Source organism: Faecalibacterium sp. IP-3-29 (genome assembly GCF_023347335.1).
In the GTDB taxonomy this organism is placed as follows: Bacteria; Bacillota; Clostridia; order Oscillospirales; family Ruminococcaceae; genus Faecalibacterium; species Faecalibacterium duncaniae.
Genome location: NZ_CP094471.1, coordinates 2,508,636 through 2,533,188, shown reverse-complemented (window position 1 = coordinate 2,533,188; position 24,553 = coordinate 2,508,636). Strand labels below are relative to the sequence as shown.

Annotated in this window: 22 protein-coding genes and 1 pseudogene; 20 read left to right on the top strand and 3 right to left on the bottom strand. The window is 54.2% G+C overall.

Going from position 1 to position 24,553, the window contains the following annotated elements; translation table 11 throughout:
- Positions 1-14: 14 nt before the first annotated feature.
- From MTP40_RS12115 to MTP40_RS12105, 3 genes are all read right to left on the bottom strand, one after another.
- Positions 15-1,673, bottom strand: coding sequence for a substrate-binding domain-containing protein (locus MTP40_RS12115; RefSeq protein ID WP_238057043.1), 1,659 nt, complete (start codon positions 1,671-1,673; stop codon positions 15-17).
- A gap of 181 nt (positions 1,674-1,854) precedes the next feature.
- Entirely contained in the window at positions 1,855-2,769 is a 915-nt protein-coding gene (locus tag MTP40_RS12110) for a carbohydrate ABC transporter permease (protein ID WP_112121389.1), read from the bottom strand.
- 15 nt (positions 2,770-2,784) lie between these two features.
- Positions 2,785-3,732, bottom strand: a complete 948-nt coding sequence (locus MTP40_RS12105; RefSeq protein ID WP_055186448.1) for an ABC transporter permease — start codon at positions 3,730-3,732, stop codon at positions 2,785-2,787.
- Positions 3,733-4,135: 403 nt separating this feature from the next.
- Between MTP40_RS12105 and MTP40_RS12100 the strand changes: the two genes are divergently transcribed.
- The 20 genes and pseudogenes from MTP40_RS12100 (at position 4,136) to MTP40_RS12005 (ending at position 24,247) form a co-directional block, all read left to right on the top strand.
- A complete protein-coding gene (locus MTP40_RS12100; RefSeq protein WP_055186449.1) occupies positions 4,136-5,125 on the top strand; it encodes a LacI family DNA-binding transcriptional regulator in 990 nt (329 codons plus the stop codon).
- A complete protein-coding gene (locus MTP40_RS12095) occupies positions 5,122-5,820 on the top strand; it encodes a hypothetical protein (RefSeq protein ID WP_055186450.1) in 699 nt (232 codons plus the stop codon). Before MTP40_RS12100 ends, MTP40_RS12095 begins: the two co-directional genes overlap by 4 nt.
- Positions 5,817-6,407, top strand: a complete 591-nt coding sequence (locus tag MTP40_RS12090) for a hypothetical protein (protein WP_112121390.1) — start codon at positions 5,817-5,819, stop codon at positions 6,405-6,407. The genes MTP40_RS12095 and MTP40_RS12090 overlap by 4 nt, the downstream gene beginning before the upstream one ends.
- A gap of 12 nt (positions 6,408-6,419) precedes the next feature.
- Entirely contained in the window at positions 6,420-7,196 is a 777-nt protein-coding gene (locus tag MTP40_RS12085; protein WP_112121391.1) for a hypothetical protein, read from the top strand.
- Positions 7,197-7,210: 14 nt separating this feature from the next.
- A complete protein-coding gene (locus MTP40_RS12080; RefSeq protein WP_112121392.1) occupies positions 7,211-8,143 on the top strand; it encodes a carbohydrate kinase family protein in 933 nt (310 codons plus the stop codon).
- A 3-nt stretch (positions 8,144-8,146) separates the two neighbouring features.
- Positions 8,147-9,976: an amylosucrase gene (locus MTP40_RS12075; protein ID WP_112121393.1), complete on the top strand. Its 1,830-nt coding sequence runs from the start codon at positions 8,147-8,149 to the stop codon at positions 9,974-9,976.
- Positions 9,977-10,579: 603 nt separating this feature from the next.
- Complete coding sequence (locus tag MTP40_RS12070) at positions 10,580-11,002, top strand: hypothetical protein (RefSeq protein WP_181573308.1); 423 nt, start codon at positions 10,580-10,582, stop codon at positions 11,000-11,002.
- A gap of 1,052 nt (positions 11,003-12,054) precedes the next feature.
- Positions 12,055-13,080 (top strand): plasmid recombination protein, encoded by a 1,026-nt coding sequence (locus MTP40_RS12065; protein WP_242983596.1) that lies wholly within the window; start codon positions 12,055-12,057, stop codon positions 13,078-13,080.
- A 76-nt stretch (positions 13,081-13,156) separates the two neighbouring features.
- A complete protein-coding gene (locus MTP40_RS12060) occupies positions 13,157-14,449 on the top strand; it encodes a virulence-associated E family protein (protein WP_242983601.1) in 1,293 nt (430 codons plus the stop codon).
- A gap of 212 nt (positions 14,450-14,661) precedes the next feature.
- Positions 14,662-14,949, top strand: coding sequence for an excisionase (locus MTP40_RS12055; RefSeq protein WP_112121395.1), 288 nt, complete (start codon positions 14,662-14,664; stop codon positions 14,947-14,949).
- Between the two features lie 111 nt (positions 14,950-15,060).
- Positions 15,061-16,323 carry a tyrosine-type recombinase/integrase gene (locus tag MTP40_RS12050; protein ID WP_112121396.1) on the top strand — a complete coding sequence of 421 codons (1,263 nt, stop codon included), beginning with the start codon at positions 15,061-15,063 and terminating at the stop codon, positions 16,321-16,323.
- 499 nt (positions 16,324-16,822) lie between these two features.
- Positions 16,823-17,131, top strand: coding sequence for an ArsR/SmtB family transcription factor (locus MTP40_RS12045; protein WP_005920646.1), 309 nt, complete (start codon positions 16,823-16,825; stop codon positions 17,129-17,131).
- Positions 17,131-18,126 (top strand): permease, encoded by a 996-nt coding sequence (locus tag MTP40_RS12040; protein WP_249259451.1) that lies wholly within the window; start codon positions 17,131-17,133, stop codon positions 18,124-18,126. Before MTP40_RS12045 ends, MTP40_RS12040 begins: the two co-directional genes overlap by 1 nt.
- A gap of 15 nt (positions 18,127-18,141) precedes the next feature.
- On the top strand, positions 18,142-18,495 hold the full coding sequence (locus MTP40_RS12035) for a thioredoxin family protein (RefSeq protein WP_249259450.1): 354 nt from the start codon (positions 18,142-18,144) through the stop codon (positions 18,493-18,495).
- A 14-nt stretch (positions 18,496-18,509) separates the two neighbouring features.
- Positions 18,510-18,668 (top strand): annotated as a pseudogene (locus MTP40_RS12030) (arsenic resistance protein); the annotation flags it as partial.
- Positions 18,665-19,066, top strand: coding sequence for an arsenate reductase/protein-tyrosine-phosphatase family protein (locus MTP40_RS12025; RefSeq protein ID WP_113621411.1), 402 nt, complete (start codon positions 18,665-18,667; stop codon positions 19,064-19,066). The pseudogene MTP40_RS12030 and the gene MTP40_RS12025, both read left to right, overlap by 4 nt.
- A 507-nt stretch (positions 19,067-19,573) precedes the next feature.
- Complete coding sequence (locus tag MTP40_RS12020) at positions 19,574-20,893, top strand: DNA primase family protein (RefSeq protein ID WP_249259449.1); 1,320 nt, start codon at positions 19,574-19,576, stop codon at positions 20,891-20,893.
- 400 nt (positions 20,894-21,293) lie between these two features.
- Positions 21,294-22,634, top strand: a complete 1,341-nt coding sequence (locus MTP40_RS12015; protein ID WP_207685981.1) for a hypothetical protein — start codon at positions 21,294-21,296, stop codon at positions 22,632-22,634.
- 77 nt (positions 22,635-22,711) lie between these two features.
- A complete protein-coding gene (locus MTP40_RS12010; RefSeq protein ID WP_156059779.1) occupies positions 22,712-22,906 on the top strand; it encodes an excisionase in 195 nt (64 codons plus the stop codon).
- Between the two features lie 108 nt (positions 22,907-23,014).
- On the top strand, positions 23,015-24,247 hold the full coding sequence (locus tag MTP40_RS12005) for a tyrosine-type recombinase/integrase (RefSeq protein ID WP_044959566.1): 1,233 nt from the start codon (positions 23,015-23,017) through the stop codon (positions 24,245-24,247).
- Positions 24,248-24,553: the final 306 nt, after the last annotated feature.

Below are 24,553 nucleotides of genomic sequence, written 5' to 3'. Positions count from 1 at the left end.
CTTGTCGCTCAAAATCAGACGTTGGCCTTGTAGCGGTCATAAGCGTTCTGGTAGACTTCCAGCAGCTTGTCCATGCCGCAGCTGTTGGTCAGGGTGTCGAGGTATGCGCTCCACTCGTCATCAGAGGGGCCGCCATCCTTCAGCCACAGGCCTTCCTGCTCAGAGACTGCATTCTCAAAATCTGCACGGTAGCGGTCAATGGTGTCCAGTTCCTCGCTGGTGAACACGCAGTCGATGGGGTAAGTGGTGGTGTCGTCCACAAAGGGCATCCAGAAGTCCTTCAGGTCGGTCAGACGCTCGATGGCGCGGTCCTCCATGTAGAAGTACTTGTCGTAGTACTCGCTGAGGATCAGCTTGGGACCCCAGACCTCGTAGGTGGATTTCAGCTCACCGGCACCCTTGTTGTACTTTGCCTTGGCCTCTTCCTCGGTGATAGATTTCCACTTGCCGTTGGCGTCCTGCTCGGTGAAGAACACGCCGATGGGGCCGTACTGCAGCTGCATCACGGTCTCGCCGTCATACCACTGGTCAAAGAACTTCAGCAGGTTGGCGGGGCTCTGGCACTTGTTGGTCACGTTCAGGTTGCCGCTGTTAGTGCCGCCGCCGGTACGCACGGTGACGTTGTGAGTGCCGTCCGGGCCGTCCAGTACGGGCAGGAACACATAGTCCTTGGAGTAATCGCCCATCAGCTCCTCGATGTACCACCAGGTGGAAACGCCCAGATAGCCCTGTGCGCCCTTAGCCAGCAGCTGGTTGGTATCCTGACTGAACATCTCCACGTCCATCAGACCCTCGGCGTACCAGTCGTGGAAGTAGGTGATCGCCTTGCGGTAGTTGTCCTCGGCGCAGACAAAGCGGCACTTGCCGTCCTTCTGCAGCACCAGATCGTTGCACACATCGTTGGGCCAGTTGGTGAATCCGAAGCCTGCGTAGAAGATGTTCTGACCCCAGCACCACTCGTCAAAGCCGGTGGACATGGGGATGGTGCTGCCGGGAGCGTTGCCGTAGACCTTGGCGGACATATCGTTGTCTTTGAAGGCCTTCAGGGCGGTGTGCAGCTCGTCCAGCGTGGTGGGCACTTCCAGCCCCAGCTCGTCCAGCCAGCGCTTGTTGATCATGGAGAACTGCGGAATGGTGAAGATGCTGTAATCCTCGTCGTCACCGATACCGGCAGTGCCCATCTGCTCGGCAGCGGGCAGACCGTAGATGCAGCCGTCGCTCATGGTGATAGCGGCGCGGATGTTGGGATGCTCGTCCAGGATCTTGGTCAGGTTGGGCATGATCTCGGCGTTGATATAGGGGGTCAGGTCCAGGAAGGTGCCGTCTGCACCGTAGTTGGCGATATCGTAGTTGGAGAAGCCTACACCCATAAAGGCGTCCGGCAGCTGGTCGCCTGCAATGCGGATGTTCACCTGCTCGCTGAGGGAGTCGCTCATGGTCTCGTAATTGAGTTTAACGCCCACGTTATCTGCCAGCTTCTTCAGCACCTCGTTGTCGTTGTAGCCGGGGCTCAGAGCAGACTGACCGCCCACGATGTCAAAGCTGGTCTGGTCGGTGTTGGAGGGATCGGGTGCAGCGGCCTTTTTGCTGCCGCCGCAGGCAGACAGTGCCACGGCAGAACCGGCAACGGCGCAAACCTTCAGGAAATTGCGGCGAGAGATCATCTTTTTCATGGTTGTTCTCCTTTTCTGTAATGTTATATCAGGTTCTTTTCGTTTTCTGGAATAGGCTGCGGTCGTTTAAAACCTCTTGCGGTGCCCTGCATCCGCTTCGTGCCTTGGGCGGCACTCGCGTCTTGCAGACCGCTGCGCCAAAAATTGCTCCCTGTTTCGGCCGCAGGCCGCGGTCGCAATTTTAGCCCTTGACTGCACCTGCCATGAAGCCTTTTTCAAAATACTTCTGTACAAAGGGGTAAACGATCAGCATGGGGGCAGCTGCCACGATGATGGAAGCAAACTTGATCATTTCGGTCAGCTTATTCAGTTCTGCAAAGCCGCCCGCTACCATAGAGGACTGGCTGGCGCTGGTGGAGCTCTTGATCAGGATATTGCGCAACACCAGCGGCAGCGGAGCCTGATCGGCTCTCAGGTAGATCAGAGCGGTGAACCAGTCGTTCCAGTAGGCCACCATGCTGTACACCACCATAACGGCCATAATGGAACGGCTCAGAGGGATGACCATCTTTACAAAGACGGTCCACTTGGAGGCACCGTCGATCTCGGCGGCTTCCAGCAGTTCCCGGGGGATGTTGTTCTCGAAGAAGTTGCGGACGATGATCACGTTGCCCACAGCCACCACACCGGGCAGGAACAGTGCCCACATACTGCCCAGCAGACCCGTTTCCTTAACGATCAGGTAAGTAGGTACCAGACCGCCGCCGAAATACATGGTGATGACGAAGAACAGACTGATGTATTTGCGTCCGGGCAGGTCTTTGACGCTCAGCGGATATGCCACCAGATAGATCATGACCACCGAGTAGATGGTGCCGATGACGGTGTACTTGATGCTGTTCATAAAACCGGAGAACAGCGCACTGTCTGCAAACACAGCCTGATAGCCCTTCAGGGTGAACTGGCTGGGCAGCAGGAAGGTCTTGCCGGCGTACACGTCGTAGGGGTCTGAGAAGGACGCCACCAGAACGTAGTACAGCGGATAGGCCACGATGAGCATGACGGCGGCGCAGATGACCACCAGAACGATGTCGCTGACCTTATCGGACAGACCGCCGGGCTTCTTTTGACGAGATGCTGCAATGTTTTTTGCCATAACGGTTCGCCCCCTTTACACAAAGCTGACGTCTGCCGCCTTTTTGGCGATGCGGTTGACGATGATGAGCAGGATGATGTTGACCACCGTGTTGAACAGACCCACAGCGGTGGAATAGCTGTACTTGGCGTTGATGATGCCCTGTTCATAGACGTACACGGCAATGATGTCGCTGGTGGCCTTGTTCAGTTCGGTCTGCAGCAGCAGCACCTTTTCAAAGCCCACGTTCATCAGGTTGCCTACACTCATAATGAGCTGCAGCACGATCATGGGTACCAGTTCCGGGATATCAATGTTCAGGATACGCTGGAACATGGACGCGCCATCGATCTTAGCGGCTTCGTACAGGCTGGTATCCACAGCAGCCAGACAAGCCATATAAATGATGGTACCCCATCCGGCTTCCTGCCAGATGCCGGATGCCACATAGATGGTGCGGAAGGCGGCGCTCTCCGAGAGGAAGTCCACGCTGGTGCCCAGGATCAGGTTCAGCAGACCACCCGAGGGGCTGAGGAAAATCTTGATCATACCACAGATGACCATGGTGGAGATGAAGTGGGGTGCATACAGCACCGTCTGCACCACCCGCTTGAACTTTGCAAAGCGCAGCTGGTTGATGCACAGGGACAGGATGATGGGGATGGGGAAACTCCACAGCAGGCTGTACAGGCTCAGCAGCACGGTATTCTTGATCATGCGCACACAGTTGGGTGCGGTGAAGAACCGTTCAAACCAGTACAGGCCGACCCACTCGCTGCCGGTGATGCCCCGGCTTGCCTTGAAGTCCCGGAAGGCGATCTGGATGCCGTACATGGGCCAGTACTTATAAACGATGGTCAGCACCACCGGGATCAGCAGCATCACATAGAGCTGCCAGTTTTCCCGCAGCCGTTGGCTGAGGCTTTTGCGGTGGACCGGGATAGCGTCCAGCTGACGTGCAGCAGCTGGCGAGGTCTGCGTCATAAAAACTCCTCCTTCTTGTTTTTACGCTGCCCACAGGCCCGTGGGCGGGGTTCCCTGCCGTTCGGGGAGCGTTTTTTGTCGTTTCCCGTGAAACGTTACACGGCTTGCAACACAAAGATAACACGCCAGCGTTTTTGTGTCAACAGGATTTTACGCAAAAAATGCCTTGTATCCATGTTTTCAACGTTTTGCACACTTGCGGTAGGATGTTTTTGTGCAAAATGCATCATCGTGCGTTCGTGAAACGGTTCATGAAATTTCACGAAAAAAGTCTTTACATTCTGGAAAAACCATGCTATACTGAAGTTGCAAGAACCTCAGAGTTAGCAGGAATACAGCAAGATTTCCTTTGATATATATCCACTTGAAATAGAAACGTTTCACGAACAAAGGAGTGGCCCGCATGGCAAAACAGAACACCGCCCCTACTATGAAGGATGTGGCCAAGGAGGCAGGGGTCTCTCTGGGCACTGTATCCAAGGTCATCAACGGCATCCCAGTGGGTGACGAGTACCGTAAAAAGGTAGAACAGGCCATCAAGACGCTGGACTACCACATCAACGCCTACGCCAAGGGGCTGAAGAACAACCGCACCTACACCGTGGCGGTCATCCTGCCCAATCTGCTCAACCCTTTCTTTAGTATGGTGGCACACTACATCAACCGGGCGCTGGTGAACCGCGGCTATCGGATGCTGCTGTGCGATACGGAATACGACTACACCAAGGAGCAGGAAATGGTGCAGATGGTGGCGCAGAACAAGGTGGATGGCATCATTGCCCTGACCTACAACCCCGACCTGAAGATTCCCCCGGATGTGCGGTCGGTGTCCATCGACCGCTATCTCAGTGGCAGCACCACCTGCGTGGCCTCTGATAACTACAACGGCGGGCGCTTGGCGGCCCAGAAGCTGGTGGAAAACGGCTGCAAAAATCTGGCATTCCTGCGCATCGGCTCCCCGCTGACCAGCGAGACCAACAAACGCCGGGACGGTTTTGTGGCAGAGTGTGAAGCCATGCAGCTGCCCTGCACCCAAAAGATCCTGATGGATGACGCGCCGCTCAGTGAGTTCGAGCACTTTCTAGAAGAGAACTTGAAGGACGGACGGCTGGCCTTTGACGGCATCTTTTGCGTCACCGACAAGCTGGCGGTCGCCGTCATCAAGATGCTGCGCCGGATGGGGCAGCGCGTACCGGAGGATGTGCAGGTCATCGGCTACGACGGTCTGCGCGCCTTTGGAGATCAGGACTACTACTGCTCCACCATCATCCAGCCGGTAGAAGCCATGGCAGAGACCTGCGTGGATCTGGTGCTGCAGGACTCCCACGCTAACACTCCCTCCCTGTTGTGTCTGCCGGTGCGCTACGCCTACGGCGGCACCACCAAGGCATGACCGCCCCGGAAAAAGGCCGGTGGTACTGGTTCAAAAATTGGCTGCATTACCACTGGCTCTACCTTATTATTGCGGCTGTGGCGCTTTGGGTCGGCATCAGCTGGCTGGGCAACGCCCTGCACTGGGGCGAAACCCTGCCGGACTATCAGATCGCCTATGTGGGCAAAAGTGCTCTGCCGGAGGATACAGCCCACGCCATCGAAGCCGCTTTTGCGCAGTATGGCGAAGATCTGAACGGCGACGGAATCGTTTCGGTCAAGCTCAACCAGTATGTCAGCGACACTGAGGACGTGGAAAACGCTTCTACTTACGCGCTTGCCGCACAGATGCAGTTTTTGGCGGATATGAACGCCGAGGAAAGCTATTTTCTGCTGCTGGATGACCCGGCGCATTTTCAGCTGGACTATCAGGCACTTGCCAACTGGGACGGCACTCCGCCGGGCGACAACGACTATACCGCCGCCGGAAAGACCGTGCCTTGGGCAGACTGCCCGGTGCTGGCCGGATACGACCTTGGAACGTATCAGACCACCGTGTTGGGAACCACCGTTACTGGCAGCAGCGCAGAACTGGTAAACGGATTATTTTTAGGCCGCAGGGCCTTTTATGAAGAGCCCAAGAACGAAAAAGCCGCCCTTGCCCGGGAAGGAGCACAGCGGCTGTGGGAGATTCTGACGGAAGGAGCAACTCCATGAAACGGAACTGGTTGTGTGTTGTAGCACTTGCGCTGGCGGCAGTTCTCTGTACTGGCTGCGGTGTGAAGGATGAAAATTTGAAAAGTGATCCGCTGGTAAATGCGGATGGGACGGCTCCGGTAGGCAAAACGCTGGTTGCCCCTGCCCCGCCGGAGGACTTCACCTTGCTGGACAACAAGGATATCCTTGCCGCCAACGGCCTGTACTATGCTTCTTGGGTCAACGGAGAACCCCAGCCCTATGAAAACAGCGAGGGTAAGACAGTCGATCTCTATGATGCCCAGCTGACGCTGGTGGTACAGGAAAACAAGACCGAAGAAAAGGCAGCTTCCGCTGTTTCCGGCTGGCAGGAGCTGGCACAGCAGAACTACGATATTTCTGACACACAGACCCTGACTGCCGCCGGGCAGGAGTACACTGTCATTCAGTTTGCCTATCAGGACAAGAGCAACCCCTATGCCTTTGGCGTTGCCGCCTTTGGACAGAAGGGCACCAGTGCCATAGAGTGGGAGCTTTCCTGTCAGGAGAGCTACACCGGCGATGCACTGGCTGTACTGACCGAATTTCTGAACGGCTGCACCTATTAAGGAGGCGTAGAAATGGGCTTATTCTTTCCGAGTGACCCGGTCATCCATGGTCAACGCGCCACTGGTCTGCCCCGGTATCAGGAGCTGCTGGAACGAGACTGGAAAAGCTTTCTCTTTGCGGATTTTGTCACCTTGGGTCTGTGCATCCCCTATGGGCTGGGGGTGGGGTACGCCCTGCTTTCTTCCAGTCTGCTGGTGCTGATCCCGGTCTGCGTGGTGGGCGGACTGCTGGTGGGGCCGGCCATTTCCTGCATGATGGACGCGCTGTTCCGCAGCTACCGGGATGCGCCCCGGGGCTGGTGGGAAAACTACTGCAAGGGCATGAAACAAAACTGGAAAGCATCCCTTCTGCCCGGTGTGGTGTTCAGCCTGGCACTTGGCATCGAGCTGTTTTTCGGCATGGTGCTGTTCTCCGGGGAGCGTCTGCCCGGTATCGGAACCATGGCTGTTTTTCTGGCCGGGCTGCTGATTCTGTTCATGCTGTTTACTGCGTTCTGGCCGCAGGTGGTATTGTTTGAAGAAAGCAACCTTCACCGCCTGCAAAATGCCGTGCTATTCTGCCTGAAATACGGCAAGCACGTTCTGGGTGCAGCCGTACTTCAGCTGGTATGGTGGCTGCTGTTTGTGTTGTTTTTGCCGTGGACGGGCTTTCTTGTGCCTTTCCTCGGTGTGTGGTTTATCTGGTTCGTCTGCTTCTTTTTGCTGTACAACGATTTCAATGCCGCCTATGGCATTGAAGAAAAGATCAGCCAGCAGTTCCCGGAGCAGACACCCCACTATGATGAATGATAAGGAGAGCAACCATGGACATTTTAACGATTGGCGAAGTTTTGATCGACCTGACCCAGACCGGCAAGGATGAAAAGGGCATTCCTCAGTTTGCCGCAAACCCCGGCGGTGCCCCGGCAAATCTGGCTGTGGCTGCCGCCCGGCTGGGCGCACAGACCGCCTTTATCGGCAAGGTGGGTGCGGATGCCTTTGGCCGCTACCTGAAAGAGGTTCTGGAAGAGAACAAGGTGGACGTTTCCGGCATGGCTGTGGATGCAGACCACCCCACCACCATGGCTGTTGTTTCGGTGGATGCCACCGGTGAGCGGGATTTCAGCTTCTACCGCAGTGCCAACGCTGACGTGATGCTGTGCAAAGAGGATATTTCGGACGAGGCTCTGAAAGCTGCCAAAATCGTCCACTTCGGTTCTGTCAGCCTGACCGCTGACCCCTCCCGTACCGCTACGCTGGACGCTGCCGCCCGTGCCAAAAAACTGGGGGCTACCATCACCTATGACCCCAATTACCGTGCCAACCTCTGGAAGAACAAAGAGGATGCCATTGCCCAGATGAAGGCTCCCCTGCCGCTGGTGGATATTCTGAAAGTGTCTGATGAAGAGCTGCCCCTGCTCACCGGCACCACCGACTGCGAAAGCGGCACGGCACAACTGGCACAGAACGGCATCCGGCTGATTTTTGTCACCTTGGGTGCAAACGGCGTATTCTACCGCTTTGGGGACAAGACCGGCCATGTGGCTGGCGTCCCCTGCAAGGTGGGCGACACCAACGGCGCAGGCGATACCTTCTTTGGGGCTGCTCTGTCCAAGCTCTGCAAGGAGGATTTGAACACCCTGACCGTGGACAAGCTGGAAGGCATTCTGGCCTTTGCCAACAAGGCTGCCAGCATCACCACCAGCCGTCACGGTGCCATCCCCGCCATGCCCACCCTTGCAGAAGTGGAGGGCTGAACCATGGCAACAAAACAGGAATTTGAGTCCCGGTTTGCCAAGCACAAGGACGAACTGGAATGGCTGTTCATGGAACTGTACCACAACCGGGAAGGGCTGGAAGTTCTGGAGCGGGAGATGGCAGAAGCCTACAACGCCCGCAGTGCCGAGCTGAAAGCACTGGACAAGGCGCGCTCTGCCGACCCGGAGTGGTACAAGCGGGGCAATATGTTCGGCATGACCATGTACACCGACCTCTTTGCCGGAAATTTGAAAGAACTGGCAAAGAAACTGCCCTACCTCAAGGAGCAGAAGCTGACCTATCTGCACCTGATGCCCCTGCTGCAGATGCCCCATCCCCACAACGATGGCGGCTATGCAGTGGAGGATTTCGATTCCGTAGACCCTGCCCTTGGCACCAACAAGGATCTGGAAAACCTGACCCGTGAACTGCGGAAAGCCGGCATCAGCCTGTGTCTGGATTTTGTCATGAACCACACCGCCAGCACCCACCGCTGGGCCATGGCGGCAAAGGCGGGCGACCCGTGGTTTCAGGCCTATTACCATCTCTATGACGACCGCACCATCCCCGACCAGTACGAGCAGACCGTGCCGCAGGTGTTCCCCAACACCGCACCCGGCAACTTTACATGGTGCGAAGAAATGCACAAGTGGGTGCTGACCACCTTCCACGACTACCAGTGGGACCTGAACTACGCCAACCCGGCGGTGTTCGTGGACATGACCAAGAGCATTCTGCACCTTGCAAACCTTGGCGTAGAGGTGTTCCGCATTGACGCCGTGCCCTACATCTGGAAGCAGCTGGGCACCACCTGCCGCAATCTGCCGCAGGTGCACACCATCGTGCGGATGCTCCGCATGGTGCTGGAATGCGTCTGCCCGGCGGTCATCCTCAAGGGCGAGGTAGTCATGGCTCCCAAGGAGCTTGCCGCCTATTTCGGCACCCCGGAAAAGCCGGAATGCCACATGCTCTACAACGTGTCCACCATGGTCAACCTGTGGGGTGCCCTTGCCAGCCGGGATACCCGGCTGCTGAAGGCGCAGCTGGATGCCCTGCACGCCCTGCCGGACAACTGCTGGTTCGTGAACTATCTGCGCTGCCACGATGACATCGGCTGGGGTCTGGACGAGGCGGTGGAAAAACGGCTGAGCATCGACCCGCAGAAGCATAAAGAATATCTCTACCACTTCTACGAGGGCAATTTCCCCGGTAGCTGGGCAAAGGGCGAGCTGTACAACTACGACCCCGCCACCGGCGATGCCCGGAGCTGCGGCACCACCGCCAGCCTGTGCGGTATCGAACAGGCACTGGAAAAGGACGATAAGACCGCACTGGACTACGCCGTGAAGCGTGATCTTCTGCTGCACACTGCCATGGCGTTTTTGCAGGGTTTCCCCATGCTGAACTGCGGGGATGAAATTGCACAGCTCAATGGCTGGGACTACAAAAACGACCCTGACCGTGTGGAGGACAGCCGCAACCTGCACCGCAGCAAATTCAACTGGGAAGATGCCAAGCAGCGCACCCGAAAGGGCACACTGCAAAACCAGCTGTGGCAGGGCATGGAGCAGCTGCGCCAAATGCGGGCAGACCCCTGCTTTGCCCCGGATGCGTGGGTGACCACATGGGACAGCCACAACCCCGGTGTGCTGGCGCTGGTGCGCAAGCGCGGCGAGGAAACGCTGGTGGGACTGTTCAACTTTACCGAGTACCCGGCGGGGGCAAGTCTGGACGCTCTGGGTGGCGAGTACCACACCCCGGAAGGCACTTCCGTCTGGCTGGCGGATGTGGAGCTGGAACCGTATCAGTCACTGCTGGTAAAAAACAAATAAGTAAAACGAGCCATCCGGCTCTCTCTTTTCGCCAAAGTTTTCAGAGCATTTTCTCGCAATCTGCCGAAAATGGCGTGTTCTCAAAAGTTCGCGTTTGCGAAGCGTAGCGCAGCAATGAAAGCCCCAGTGGGGCTTTTAAGCGACAGAACGGTCTTGCGTAGCAAGATGGAGGGGCCTTGCCCCGACAAGTTCACGTTGACACACTGCGATTTTTGTGGTAGTCTATCCCAACAATTTAATATAACATATTTACTTAGAGTTCCAGCTCGGCTCCCGAAGGAGTCGGAGCAAATTTTTGACTTTCTTATCGCTACATAGCAAACCCGAACCAAGGCCATCCCAGAAGGGATGGTCAGGTTCAGGTTGTTGTGTGGCGATTTTTTATTGCCAAATCCAGCACCGCACCTTGAAAACCGCATGACCGTCTGCATGGGATACCCGGCGATGACCCTGAGAAGGAGAGCCGGAAAACGCCGCCGGAAGGGGGCAGGAAAGCCATGCAGGGAGAACGGCTAAACGTTGATTCCTCAGTTACCAGAAAACAATGTGGTCAAATTGACCACATTGTTTTTCTGTAACGCCAGTGAAAGGAGGGTCATCTCCATGTATATGACAAACGAAGAATGGAAGCAGAACAATCAGGATTATTTGAAAGAATCGTATGAGGAAACGGGCTTTACCGCCGGAGGATACGCCGTCCACAAACTTATCTGCGGCGGCTGCGGTCGGGTGTTCTACACCACCATCTACACCAAGAAATACTGTCACAGCTACTGGTGCGGCAATCAGGCCAACAATCTGCGGCAGCGGGAATACCGCCAAATGCGCCGTCAGGATTTGGTCTGCCAGTGCTGCGGTGAAAAATTCACGCCCAAACGTGCAGATGCCCGATATTGCAGCAACTCCTGCCGACAAAAAGTCTATCGAAAACGTGTTACAGATGCTGCAAGTACTCAAAATGAGCACATCGTTTTTCGTACCGTCTCAAGGTCTGTTGAAAATCAGGTGCCGCCACCCGGCACTTGATTTTACCCGTAACAGAATCAGTTGGTCATTTTGGCCAACTGAAAAAGCCGGACGAGCTGTCCGTTCAGGACAGTTTGCCCGGAGCAAGAGTGCAGAGGTGCGGGTCGCCAGTGGCGACCTCAAAAGGCCGCAGGTATTTTGAAGCACCGACCGAGCCGACAGGCGAGACCGCAGCTCTTTGAAGGGAGTCAAGGGGGAACGCCTTGCCCAGTGATATGATGCTGTGCGTCATATCCTACTGGGTATTATCTGGCGCAAAATGGCGGCAGATCCAGCAGCTCCGCTGCTGCGCACTCTCCCGGCAAGCTGTTGAAATGAAAGAAGCCTCCACTAAACCTTATACCAAAATCAGGAAAAAGTAATCAAAACGGGTTCACTTAGGGGGGACAATAATAGGCCTACGAAGCCCACGACTTTTGCAATTTCAGGTGCTATGATAATTACAGAGATGCAGCATCTTAATGATTCCCCGCAAAGAAAGAATAGGGATGCAACAAGAAATGGGAACGATGCTTCCTACTTTCACCGAAAATTAGGAACTCTCAGTTCCTGTTCGATTCCAAGTTTCTCTGTTATACTTTTCTTGCAGAGCAGAAGCAAACTCTTCTAAGCGGAAAGCGACAAACGCCATGATCTCCCACTGAGGGAAGGAGCGGTAGGCCACTTTCTTTGCAGTATAACAAACACATAAATCCTTTTCCGAAAGGATTACCTCTCGATTCCGAGAGAAGATTTCAAGACACGGTCTTGAAATGCGAGACCCGTTGCTTAGAAGAATTGTATCACTCCTGTGATTTGATCGCACGAGTGGCCGTACACAAAAAATACAGGAAAAGAGGGATGTCTATCTGAAATTAACACGACACAACGGACGAGCCGGAACCCACGGCACTTACAACCCCAAACACAATGACCGCAGTTTCAACCTTGCCAACAGTGAGCACATCGACCCGGAACGAGCCAAAGGCAACATCTACTGGGACTGCTTTCACGGCTTCCGTTCGGCTCTCGACCCACAAGACCCGAATGATCTGGCTGCGACCTTCTCGGATGTGGAACGGCAGTTCTACGAGACCCACTACACGGCCTTTGTTGAAGGCCAAAACGAGCGTAACGCCAGAATCCGGCACACGGAGCGCAACCGCTCCATTCCCGACCTGCTGTCCAGCCGCAAGACCTGCCCGGAAGAGACCATCTATCAACTTGGAACGCTGGATGAACACGCTTCGGCAGAGGACTTGCTGAGCGTCGTCACAGAGTTCATCGAGAAGTTCGAAGCCAAGTATGGCGACCATGTTCATGTGCTGGACTGGGCACTGCATCTGGACGAAAGCACACCCCACATCCACGAGCGTCATGTGTTCGACTGCGAGAACAAGTACGGCGAGGTGGCACCCCAGCAGGAAAAGGCATTGGAAGCACTGGGCTTCGAGCTGCCCGCCCCGGACAAGCCCCTCAGCCGCTGCAACAACCGCAAGATCACCTTTGATGCCGCCTGCCGAAAGATGCTGTTTGAGATCGCCGAGCGGCATGGTCTGGAACTGGAGGAAGAAGCGGAATACGGCAACCGCAAATATCTGGAAAAGCAGGACTTCATCCTTGCCAAGCAGAAGGAGCAGCTTGCCGCCCATCAGAGCAAGCTGGACGAATTGACCCTCAAGGTCAACGACATGGAAACGCTGATCGATGAAGTTTCGGCAGCAGCCTACGACAAGGCGGTGGAGGTCGTGACCGACGTGGTACGCACCGAGACCCGCAAGGAAGATATGCGGATGATCGAGGACACGAAGAGGTGGGTGTTATCGCCAGAGAGAAAAGCTCCCAAAGCTACTAGGGAATATGCCTCCCATCGTTTGGACGATGCGCTGAACAAGTTCCTCAAGACCATGCAGACCACCGCCGCACGTCTGCAGGAGAAGCTGCTGAAGCCGGAAGTCCGACAGAAGGGCAAGGAGCAGGTCAAGGAGAAAGCACGGGATTCCGTTCTGCACCTGTTGAGCCGCTTGCAGACGGAACAGGCGCAGCGGAAGCCATCTGCGCCGCCTACCGCCGAAAAGTCAGAAAAATGTTTTCAATAATAGTACGAGGTGATGTTTATTGAGCAAAGAAGTCAACGAAGAACGCGCTCCCCGAACCATTACCGATGTGAAGGAAATGCTGTCCAAGCACTCCAACGGCGAAATCCAGCGGACGATCCAGAACTGCATCACGATTTTGCAGAACGACCATGTGCTGGCCGATGCCATTCGACTGAACCTGTTGAGCGAGCGCATCGACATCGTAAAGCCTGTGGGCTGGCCCCGCTCCGGCAAGACGCTGAACGACACCGATATGAAGTATATCCTGCGGCGAATGGAGAAGTACGGCATTTTCAGCGAAAAGAAGATTGAATCCGCCATCCGCATCATTGCCAACGAGAATCGCTACCACCCCATCCGGGATTACCTGAACGGCCTGCAATGGGACGGCACGGCACGGATAGCCCACGTCCTGCACCATTTTCTCGGTGCTGCGGAGGACGAGTACACTTGCGAAGCTATGAAAATCTTTCTGCTGGGAGCCATCAAGCGGGTATTTCAGCCGGGATGCAAATTTGAGACCATGCTCTGTCTGGTGGGCGGTCAGGGTGCGGGGAAGTCCAGCTTTTTCCGGCTGCTGGCGGTCAAGGACGAGTGGTTCTCAGATGACCTGCGTCGGCTGGACGACGACAACGTGTACCGCAAGCTGCAAGGTCACTGGATCATTGAAATGTCGGAGATGATTGCCACCGCCAATGCCAAAAGCATCGAGGAAATCAAGAGCTTTCTCAGCAAGCAGAAGGAGACCTATAAAGTCCCCTACGAAACACATCCTGCCGACCGTCTGCGCCAGTGTGTTTTTGCTGGCACGACCAACCGGCAGGATTTTTTGCCCCGTGACCGCACGGGCAACCGCCGCTTCATCCCCATCCCGGTGGATGCGGAACTGGCCGAAGTTCACATTCTGGACAATGAGGAGGAATCTCGCACCTATATCGACCAGCTCTGGGCAGAAGCCATGACGATTTACAACAGCGGTAATTACAAGCTGGCGTTCAGCCCCGCCATGCAGGAAACCCTGCAAGTCCATCAGCAGGACTTCATGCAGGAGGATGCGCAGGCTGGCATGATCTACGCCTTTCTGGAGGACTACACGGGTGACCGGGTGTGTTCCAAGCAGCTTTACGCAGAAGCACTGGGCAACACCAATATCCCGGCAGAGTGGGAGACCCGCGCCATCTGCGAGATCATGAACACGGGAATTTCGCGCGGCGATATCCAAGGCTGGCAGGCTCACAAAACCGCCAAGCGTTACCCGAAGTACGGCGTTCAGAAAGGCTGGGAGCGCGTAACCAGCCCCGAAACCGGGGCTGAAGATTTCTCCGAAATAACGGATGCAGAAGCTAAGCAGCTGGGCTTTCCCTTCTGATGGACAGCGGTTACACGGTCGGTTACAGGTTTGGTTACGCTGCAGTTACATCGCAAAAACCGCATGATTGCTGCGTTTTCCTCTTTCTGTAACCATGTAACCTTAAAAAGATAAGAAAAAGTATAAAGCCCACCGGATGCCCTGTGTGCAGAAAAAGAGAGCTTTCCTGCCCGGTTACAGGCGTTCGGTTACAAGGAATTGGAGGTCTGCCTATGAAGGAAGTTCGCGTTTGCGAAGCAATGAAGTCCCCGGTGGGGACTTTAAGCGATGGAACGGTCTTGCATCAGCAAGATGGAGGGACCAAGTCCCGACAAGTTCCGATTTGGGAAAAGAGCAATTTAACGCTGGAGGAAGCTGCGGCTTATTCCGGCATTGGCATCAACAAGCTGCGTTCATTATCGGATAAGGAGCATTGTCAGTTCGTGCTGTGGGTGGGTTCCAAGCGGCTCATCAAGCGGCGCAAGCTGGATGAATACACGGAGCGAATGTACTCGCTTTGAAAATGTCCCGGATATTTTTCAAAACGTCTTGCAGAGAATGGCGTATCTGTGGTACTATGAACACAGAACAACGCTCTTTTCTGTACCGCAATGTAGAAAGGAGCAACGCTCATGGCAACAAATCGGAATACGAAACGCAAGGACAAGGCGCGTGTGGTTCTCCGCAAGGGCGAATCCCAGCGCAAAGATGGCAAGTACGATTTCCGTTGGACTTCCCCGGATGGCAAGCGACATTCTATTTATGCCGCGACCTTGGAGGAACTTCGGGAAAAGGAAAACGACATTCAGCGAGATTCGCTGGAAGGCATCAAGGCAGAAGCACGGTACGTCACCCTGAATGATGTGTTCACCCTGTGGGCAAAGGTGAAGCGTGGTCTGAAGGACAACACCTTTCAGAATTATCTGTACCTTTATCGGCAGTTCGTGGAGCCGGATTTCGGCAAATCGAAGGTGTCTGCGCTCAAGAAGTCGGACGTTAAGCAGTTCTACAACACGCTGGCAGACGAGCGGGGCTTGCAGATCTCTACGATTGACAGTGTACACACGGTTCTGCATCAGGTGCTGGACATGGCGGTGGATGACTGCTATCTGCGGAGCAATCCCTCAGACAACGTTCTGCGGGAGCTGAAAAAGGCACACCAGTTTGAAACCAACCGCCGTAAGGCATTGACCGTAGCAGAGCAGAATCTGCTGCTGTCCTACCTCTCCAAAACGCCGAAGTATCAGCACTGGTATCCAATTTTCGCGGTCATGCTGGGAACTGGTTTGCGCGTAGGAGAAGCCACTGGTCTGCGCTGGTGTGATGTGGATTTTGAGGAAGGCACGATCTCCGTCAATCACACGCTGGTCAACTACGACCACCGTGAGAACAACGGCGGCAAGAAGGGCTGCTACTTCAACTGCCACTCGCCCAAAACAAAGGCTGGTGTCCGCACTGTTCCGATGATGGACTTCGTGAAAGAAGCCTTTGAAAAGGAACGTGCCTATCAGGAAGAAGCAGAGATCCATTGCACGGTAACGGTGGACGGTTACACGGACTTTATCTTTGTCAACCGCTTTGGTGAGTGCCAGCATCAGGGAACGCTGAACAAGGCCATCCGGCGCATCATCCGGGACTGCAACGATGAAGTGCTTGCGAAGAATCCGAACAGCACCGTACTCCTGCCGCGTTTCAGCTGCCATACCCTGCGGCATACCTTCACGACCCGGATGTGCGAAGCGGGCGTGAACATCAAGGTGATTCAGGATGCGCTGGGACATTCTGATATTTCCACAACCTTGAACATCTATGCAGATGTGACCAAGGAATTGCGTAAGTCTGAATTTGAAAATCTTGACCGTCAGTTCGCACAGTGGAAAGACCCTGAAGAATAAAATAAAGCATACGCCAAATACGCCATACGCCATTTACGCCAATTCATACGCCAAACGATACAGTTCGGATAAAGGCTTGTGTAGAGATGTAAATGGAATGGCAAAATTCAACCCTTGTGGTGTAGAGTAGTATCAAGAAATAAAGGCTTATAACCGTTCGTCGATGACATCCCCACGATGAAGCCGATTGAGCAGTAAAATGCAAAATTAAAACGCAGATACGATGAAATTTCGGACAAAATTCAAGCGGCATCTGCGGTACTACACCACAACTACACCAATTTTGGGACGTTTTCCCGAAAAGGAGCCTTACAAAGCGGTGTGGTGTAACAAGTGAATAGGCGGATTGGTGTAGTAGACAAACTACCCACAATATGATGAAAAGCAGGTACACTGTAGAAATGCGGTGTACCTGCTTTTATTTGCACAAATGTATTGACAATCATCTATGTATATGCTACACTATACGCATAGACGATTATCAATGTGAGGTGTTTCTATGAATGCTATGGATGTGGCTTTGATCTGCAAGGCGCTGGGCGATGCGAACCGGCTGGAAATCGTAAAGATGCTGTCGGACGGTGAGAAGTGCGGCTGTAAGCTGCTGGAACGGTTTGAAATTACCCAGCCGACCCTCTCTCACCACATGAAGATTCTGATGGAGTGCGGACTAGTGAATGCCCGCAAGGATGGCAAGTGGCAGCACTACTCCCTGAACTGCGAAACCCTGACCCAGTTCAAAGAATTTATAGAGGGACTGACCTGCTGCGGCTGCGGCTCTAATAGCGAAGGGGGGTGCTGCTCCTGATGGGCAAGTTTATCACCGATCAAATCCTCGGCATGAAGTGGCTGAATACGCTGATTGGAAATCTACTCGGCACATTGGGATTGGACGCAACAAGCCGAATCGGTGGGAGCATTCAGTTCTTCCTCTATGATGTGATTAAGATCACCGTGCTGCTCTGTGTGCTGATTTATCTGATCTCCTACATTCAGAGTTATTTTCCGCCGGAACGCAGTAAGAAAATTATGGGGCGGTTTCACGGTATCTGGGCAAACTGCATCGCAGCCCTGCTCGGCACGGTAACACCGTTCTGCTCCTGCTCGTCCATTCCACTGTTTATCGGATTTACCAGTGCCGGACTGCCGCTGGGTGTGGCCTTCTCATTCCTGATTTCATCGCCTATGGTGGACTTGGGAAGTCTTGTTCTTCTGATGAGTATTTTCGGGGCAAAGGTTGCGATTCTCTATGTGGTGCTGGGGCTTGTGATTGCTGTGGCTGGCGGTACGCTGATTGAAAAGCTGCACATGGAAAATCAGGTGGAGGAATTTATCCGCAGGGCATCTGCCGTGGACATTGCCTCCCCAACACTGACGCAGAAGGAACGGCTGGTTTATGCCAAGGATCAGGTAGCGGAAACCTTCAAGAAGGTCTTTCCGTACATTCTCATCGGCGTAGGCATCGGGGCTGTCATTCACAACTGGATTCCCGAAAGCTGGGTTGTGGCGGTTCTTGGCAGCCATAACCCCTTCGGCGTAATATTAGCAACCATCATCGGCATTCCTATGTATGCCGATATTTTCGGAACGATTCCCATTGCTGAGGCTTTGCTTGGAAAAGGCGCACAGCTTGGTACGGTGCTTGCCTTTATGATGGGCGTCACTACGCTGTCCCTGCCGTCAATGATCATGCTGCGCAAGGCAGTTAAGCCGAAGCTGCTGGGTGTTTTTATCGCTATCTGCGCTTTGGGCATTATCGTTGTAGGCTACTTATTCAACCTGTTTCAGGGGTTCATTTTATAATTGGAGGGTATCAAAATGTCAATTTTCGGATTTGGTAAGAAAAAAGAAGAACAAAAGCAGCCTTGCGGCTGCGGCGGGAGCTGTACGCCGGAAGCAATGCAGGCGGCAGAAGCTGAAAAGAAGGAGTCCGGGATCAAAATTCTTGGGGGCGGCTGTGCCAAGTGTAATGCGCTGGAAGCGGCAACTGTAGACGCACTGCGGGAGCTTGGGATGGATACGACCATTGACCATGTGCGGGACTTTGAAAAGATCGCCGCCTATGGTGTGATGACCACCCCCGCTTTGGTGGTGGACGGTCAGGTGGTGTCCTATGGCAAGGTGCTGAAAAAGGATGAAGTCATCGTTATTTTGAAGAAGGTAAGAGCATGAACGAACGTAACACATCCAACTTCTTTGAATTGGCGGTTGCGGTAGCTGTCGCTCTATTCGGAACGACTTCTCCTGCCGCACTTGCCACAACGGTTGGTGTATTGACCGAAGTGCCTGTGATGCTTTTCCTCGTAAAAATCGCAAACAAAACGAAAGGCAGGTTTCCCGCATGACCAAACCAAAAGTTGCATTTATCTGTGTCCATAACTCCTGCCGCAGCCAGATTGCGGAGGCATTGGGCAAAGCACTGGCGTCCGACGTGTTTGAAAGCTATTCTGCCGGAACGGAAACCAAGCCGCAAATCAATCAGGATGCCGTGCGGTTGATGAAGAAGCTTTATGGCATCGACATGGAGCAGACGCAGTATTCTAAGCTGATTTCGGATATTCCAGAACCGGATATCGCCATCTCCATGGGCTGCAATGTGGGATGTCCTTTTATTGGTAGACCATTTGATGATAACTGGGGATTGGAAGACCCGACTGGAAAAGATGATGCTGCGTTTAAGGATGTGATCATGCAGATCCATCAAAATATCATAGCATTGAAAAATCGCCTTCAAACTATATAAATCTGCTTGTCAAGAGGGCTGGCACCGCCCAGCCCTCTCTCTTTTTGCCAAAGTTTTCCTCGCCTTTTCTTGCAAGCTGCCGAAAGTGACGCGTTCTCAAAAGTTTTTGTTGACACGGCTCGATTTTTGTGGTAATCTGTCCCAACAATTGAATATAACATATTTTTACATATTCGTTCAGGCCCTGCGGGGCTGAACATCTTGGCTTTCAGCCGTTACATAACCGACTAGCATGACCTTCCAGAAAAAGCGAAGGCGGGGCTGGTCTGTTCTGTGACGGCTTTTTTGTTGCCGTTTTGCCCGTTGGACCTTGAAAACAGCATGACCGTCTGCATGGGATACCCGGCGATGACCCCCAAGTGGGAGAGCCGGAAAACGCCGCCGGAAGGGGGCAGGAAATCCATGCAGGGAGAACGGCTAAACGTTGATTCCTCAGTTACCAGAAAACAATGTGGTCAAATTGACCACATTGTTTTTCCGTAACGCCAACGAAAGGATGGAATGCCTATGAGTAATTTTACCCCTGCATGGTTCAAGAAGGGCTTTTTCAACGAATCCCTGTTCTGTGACGATTTTCTGAGCATCCACCAACTGCTTTACTCGAATGGCGCATTTTTCACCCCGGACGGCAGAATGGTGGACCCCATGCCCCTGCGGTGTGAGATCTTCGAGATGATGCGTGAATACGTCGGGGCGAACCTTGCCAAGAAGGTCACCAATGTGGTGGATGTGCTGAAGCTGGCGGCACAGGTGGAGGACTTCCCGCCTGTCACTGACCGCATCGCACTGGCAAACGGCACCCTGTATCTGGACGGCACCTTTCAGGAGGGCAAGCCGGAGATCGTCCGCAACCGGCTCCCGGTCAAATATGACCCGAAAGCTGCACAGCCCACCCATTGGCTGCGGTTCCTGTCCGACCTGCTCTACCCGGAGGACGTTCCCACGGTGCAGGAGTTCATCGGCTACTGCCTGATCCCCAGCAACAAGGGTCAGCGCATGATGGTCATCAAGGGCAGCGGCGGTGAGGGCAAGTCGCAGATCGGCGTGGTGCTGTCCCGGCTGTTCGGCTGCAACATGAAGGATGGCAGCATCGGCAAGATCTCGGAGAACCGCTTTGCCCGTGCCGACCTCGAACACACCCTGCTCTGCGTGGACGATGATATGCGGATGGAAGCCCTGCGCCAGACCAACTATGTCAAGTCCATCGTGACCGCACAGGGGCAGATGGACTTGGAGCGCAAGGGCAAGCAGAGTTATCAGGGTTGGATGTACGCCCGCCTGCTGGCGTTTAGCAATGGCGATTTGCAGGCATTGTATGACCGCTCGGACGGTTTCTATCGCCGTCAGCTCATCCTGACCACCAAGGACAAGCCCCTGTCTCGTGTGGACGACCCGGACATTGCCGAGAAGATGGCGGCAGAGGTCGAGGGCATCCTGCTGTGGGCATTTGAGGGCTTGCAGCGGCTGGTGAAGAATGGCTTCCAGTTCACCGAGAGTGACCGTGCCAAGCGCAACCGGGAACTGGTGAAGCGGGACAACAACAATGTGTTCGATTTCCTCGAATCCGAGGGCTACATCCGCCTGAAGGCGGATGCCTGCACCAGCTCGAAAGAGCTGTATGAGGTCTACAAGATGTGGTGCGAGGAGAACAGCCTGAATGCGATCAAGGCACGAGGGTTCAGCGATGCGCTGATCGCCAACCAGCGCAGGTATAATCTGGAATCCACCAACAACATCGTCAACTCGTCCGGGCGGCGTGTCCGGGGCTTTGTGGGCATCGAAGCCCTTGTGCAGCCCGACCTCACCCCCAATAGCTGGCGGGCATGACCCGCTTTTGATCCCCCTATATGGTGCGTTTTCGGTCTTTCGCTGCGTACGTGCGTACAAAGAAAGCCGCCTGTTGCGTACGCACGTACGCAGCAAAACGCCAAAGTTCTCCTTTATAGGGGGGTGGCAAAGTGTCAGGTTGACAGTTTGCCAAGAGTGGTAAGTGACGGGAAACGGTACTTACCAGCTCCTACCCAATTCCCCAAAATGGGAATCAGGGTGGGATGGCCGTTATCAGACCGTCTATCTGCCTGTTACCATTTTGGGAACAGGCAAAATCAGTTGGTCAATTTGGCCAACTGAAAAAGCCGGACGAGCTGCGGGCAGGGATTCGCAAATCTTTGCCTGTCAGCTTGCCCGGAGCAAGAGTGCAGAGAGCGCAGCTCTTTGCCCCAGTGATATGATGCTGTGCGTCATATCCTACTGGGTATTATCTGGCGCAAAACGGCGGCAGATCCAGCAGCTCCGCTGCTGCGTTCTCCCCGCCAAGCTGTTGAAACGGAGGGATGTCTATCTGAAACTGACACGACACAACGGACGAGCCGGAGCACACGGCACTTACAACCCCAAGCACAATGACCGCAGTTTCAACCTTGCTAACAGTGAGCACATCGACCCGGAACGAGCCAAGGGCAACATCTACTGGGACTGCTTCCACGGCTTCCATTCGGCTCTCGCTCCACCCGACCCGGATGATCTGGCGGCGACCTTTTCAGATGTGGAACGGCAATTCTATGAGACCCACTACACTGCCTTTGTCGAAAGCCAGAATGAGCGTAACGCCAAGATCCGGCACACAGAGCGCAACCGCTCCATTCCCGACCTGTTGTCCAGCCGCAAGACCTGCCCGGAAGAAACTATCTATCAGCTGGGAACAATGGACGACCATGCCTCCGCAGAGGATTTGCTGAACATCGTCACCGAGTTCATCGAGGCGTTCAAAGCCAAGTATGGCGACCATGTTCATGTGCTGGACTGGGCACTGCATCTGGACGAAAGCACACCCCACATCCATGAGCGCCATGTGTTCGACTGTGAGAATAAGTACGGCGAGGTGGCACCCCAGCAGGAAAAGGCGCTGGAAGCGTTGGGCTTCGACCTGCCCGACCCGGCCAAACCCCTCAGCCGCCGCAACAACCGCAAAATCACCTTCGATGCCGCCTGTCGAAAAATGCTGTTTGAGATTGCAAAACGTCATGGGTTAGATTTGGAGGAAGAAGCGGAGTACGGCAGCCGCAAATATCTGGAAAAGCAGGATTTCATCCTTGCCAAGCAGAAGGAGCAACTTGCCGCCCAGCAGAATAAGCTGGATGAATTGACCCTGAAAGTATCGGACATGGAGACCCTGCTGGAAGATGTTTCGGTAGCAGCCTACGACAAGGCGGTGGAGGTCGTGACGGATGTAGTACGCACCGAGACCCGCAAGGAAGATATGCGGATGATCGAGGAAACGAAGAAGTGGGTGCTGTCCCCGGAACGCAAGGCTCCGCAGTCCACGAGAGAGTATGCCGCCCATCGATTGGACACCGTGCTGGACAAGTTCCTCAAGACTATGCAGACCACTGCTACACGTCTGCAAGAGAAGCTCCTGAAACCGGAGGCCCGGCAGAAAGGCAAGGAGCAGGTCAAGGAGAAAGCACGGGATTCCGTTCTGCAACTGCTGAACCGCTTGCAGGCAGAACAGGCACAAAATAAACCAGCGGCACAACCCCGCACACAGGAGGGGCACTCGGAAATCTGAACCTCATCGGGAGCGTTTGGGGCAGAAAGCTGGCACCTTCTGCCCCGGCACCCGGTTACAAGGATATGGAGGTGCAAGTGAAAGAAGTTCCGATTTGGCAAAAGAGTAATCTGACCTTGGAGGAAGCGGCGGCTTACTCTGGGATCGGTATCAATAAACTGCGGTCAATGACCGATAGCGATGAATGCAAGTTCGTCCTTTGGAACGGAACCAAACGGCTGATCAAACGCCGTAAGCTGGACGAATATCTGGACAAGGCATTCTCGATCTGATGCGGTGTAGAAAATTGACCGTTTGATGTTGCAGGGAGTCTTGCGTCATGGTATACTCATGGCGTAAGGCTCCTTTTCAACATTCTGTGAATGAAAAGGAGAGTTTATATGCAAAGACGTAAAGATAATAAAGGCCGTGTTTTGAAAGATGGCGAGGTCTACCGCAAGAGCGACGGGCTGTATATGTACCGTTGGACTGCAAAAAACGGAAAACGTCATACCATCTATGATGCAACCTTGGAGGGGCTGCGCGAAAAGGAAGAGAAGATCCAGCACGACTTGGCAGATGGCATCCGCATTCCGGAGTGCAGCTTGACCCTGAATGACCTGTTTGAACTGTGGCGTAAGAACAAGGTGGGCTTGAAAGAGCATACCTTCGCCAATTACGTCTATATGTACAATCGGTTCGTCCGGGATGAGATCGGCATGATGAAGCTCAAGGACATTCGCAAGTCGGATATCCGCAGCTACTACAATGGCATCGTCCGCAATGGCAAGATGGCGTTGAACACGCTGGAAACCATCCAGAATGTTCTCCATCAGGTCTTTGCGGTGGCGGTGGACGATGAGTACATCCGTGTGAATCCCACGGATGGTGTCCTGACGGCCATTAAAGCCGCCCACCAGTACGAAACGCCCAAACGACACGCTCTGACCCTGCCCCAGCAGCAGGCGTTTCTGAATTTCATCAAGAAAACGCCGAAGTTCCAGCACTGGCTCCCGATGTTCACCTTCATGCTGGGTACCGGATGCCGTATCTCGGAAACGGTTGGCCTGTGCTGGAGCGACATCGACTTCGAGAGTGGGTTTATCACCATCCAGCACAATCTGGTGTACCATGACCACGAGGTGGGCGGCTGCTATTTCACCATGTCCACCCCCAAGACTGCTGCAGGCAAGCGGGCAATTCCAATCTTGCCCGAAGTGCGGAAGGCACTGGAGCAGGAACGCACCAACCAGCAGGAGCTGGAACTGGTATGCGAATACGAAATCGACGGAATCTCGGACTTCGTATTCCTGAACCGCTTTGGCCAGCCGCAGAACCCGCAGACGGTCAACCGCGCCATCAAGCGCATCAGCGTGGCACACAACGAAGCCGAGCTGGAAAAGGCCGAAAAGGAAAAACGGGAGCCGCAGCTGCTGCCGCCCTTCTCCTGCCATAATCTCCGGCACACGTTCTGCACCCGGCTGTGCGAAAATGAAACCAACCTGAAGATTATTCAGGACATCATGGGACACCGGGACATCAGCACTACGATGGAGATTTACGCAGAAGCCACCAAGGAAGCCAAAGCCCATTCCTTTGCAAATCTGAACGGTAAACTGGGCATTTCGGTCTAAAATCCACTACACCAACTACTACACCACTTTTACACCAAATTGCCGGTAAGTTGTGGAGAGTTGCGTAGGGTGACGTACGGGAGAGGGAAAAAGGAAGCCGCATGGATAGGCTTATAAAGGGAAATAAAGCCATTTGTGAGCCTTCCTTGACCTGTCCCCACGATGAAGCCCATCGACCAGTGAACTACAAGGAAATTGACATAGAAACGAAAGATTTGACTTCTGATTTTCTTGCAAAAACTGTGTCATCCCCGTTTTGACATCAATTTGACAGCAAAATCCTGAAGAATTACGTCCCGTTATGAA

Coding starts and splice junctions, on each gene's coding strand:
- MTP40_RS12115 (WP_238057043.1), bottom strand. CDS start 1,673: ATGAAAAAGATGATCTCTCGCCGCAATTTCCTGAAGGTTTGCGCCGTT.
- MTP40_RS12110 (WP_112121389.1), bottom strand. CDS start 2,769: ATGGCAAAAAACATTGCAGCATCTCGTCAAAAGAAGCCCGGCGGTCTG.
- MTP40_RS12105 (WP_055186448.1), bottom strand. CDS start 3,732: ATGACGCAGACCTCGCCAGCTGCTGCACGTCAGCTGGACGCTATCCCG.
- MTP40_RS12100 (WP_055186449.1), top strand. CDS start 4,136: ATGGCAAAACAGAACACCGCCCCTACTATGAAGGATGTGGCCAAGGAG.
- MTP40_RS12095 (WP_055186450.1), top strand. CDS start 5,122: ATGACCGCCCCGGAAAAAGGCCGGTGGTACTGGTTCAAAAATTGGCTG.
- MTP40_RS12090 (WP_112121390.1), top strand. CDS start 5,817: ATGAAACGGAACTGGTTGTGTGTTGTAGCACTTGCGCTGGCGGCAGTT.
- MTP40_RS12085 (WP_112121391.1), top strand. CDS start 6,420: ATGGGCTTATTCTTTCCGAGTGACCCGGTCATCCATGGTCAACGCGCC.
- MTP40_RS12080 (WP_112121392.1), top strand. CDS start 7,211: ATGGACATTTTAACGATTGGCGAAGTTTTGATCGACCTGACCCAGACC.
- MTP40_RS12075 (WP_112121393.1), top strand. CDS start 8,147: ATGGCAACAAAACAGGAATTTGAGTCCCGGTTTGCCAAGCACAAGGAC.
- MTP40_RS12070 (WP_181573308.1), top strand. CDS start 10,580: ATGTATATGACAAACGAAGAATGGAAGCAGAACAATCAGGATTATTTG.
- MTP40_RS12060 (WP_242983601.1), top strand. CDS start 13,157: ATGCTGTCCAAGCACTCCAACGGCGAAATCCAGCGGACGATCCAGAAC.
- MTP40_RS12055 (WP_112121395.1), top strand. CDS start 14,662: ATGAAGGAAGTTCGCGTTTGCGAAGCAATGAAGTCCCCGGTGGGGACT.
- MTP40_RS12050 (WP_112121396.1), top strand. CDS start 15,061: ATGGCAACAAATCGGAATACGAAACGCAAGGACAAGGCGCGTGTGGTT.
- MTP40_RS12045 (WP_005920646.1), top strand. CDS start 16,823: ATGAATGCTATGGATGTGGCTTTGATCTGCAAGGCGCTGGGCGATGCG.
- MTP40_RS12040 (WP_249259451.1), top strand. CDS start 17,131: ATGGGCAAGTTTATCACCGATCAAATCCTCGGCATGAAGTGGCTGAAT.
- MTP40_RS12035 (WP_249259450.1), top strand. CDS start 18,142: ATGTCAATTTTCGGATTTGGTAAGAAAAAAGAAGAACAAAAGCAGCCT.
- MTP40_RS12025 (WP_113621411.1), top strand. CDS start 18,665: ATGACCAAACCAAAAGTTGCATTTATCTGTGTCCATAACTCCTGCCGC.
- MTP40_RS12020 (WP_249259449.1), top strand. CDS start 19,574: ATGAGTAATTTTACCCCTGCATGGTTCAAGAAGGGCTTTTTCAACGAA.
- MTP40_RS12015 (WP_207685981.1), top strand. CDS start 21,294: ATGATGCTGTGCGTCATATCCTACTGGGTATTATCTGGCGCAAAACGG.
- MTP40_RS12005 (WP_044959566.1), top strand. CDS start 23,015: ATGCAAAGACGTAAAGATAATAAAGGCCGTGTTTTGAAAGATGGCGAG.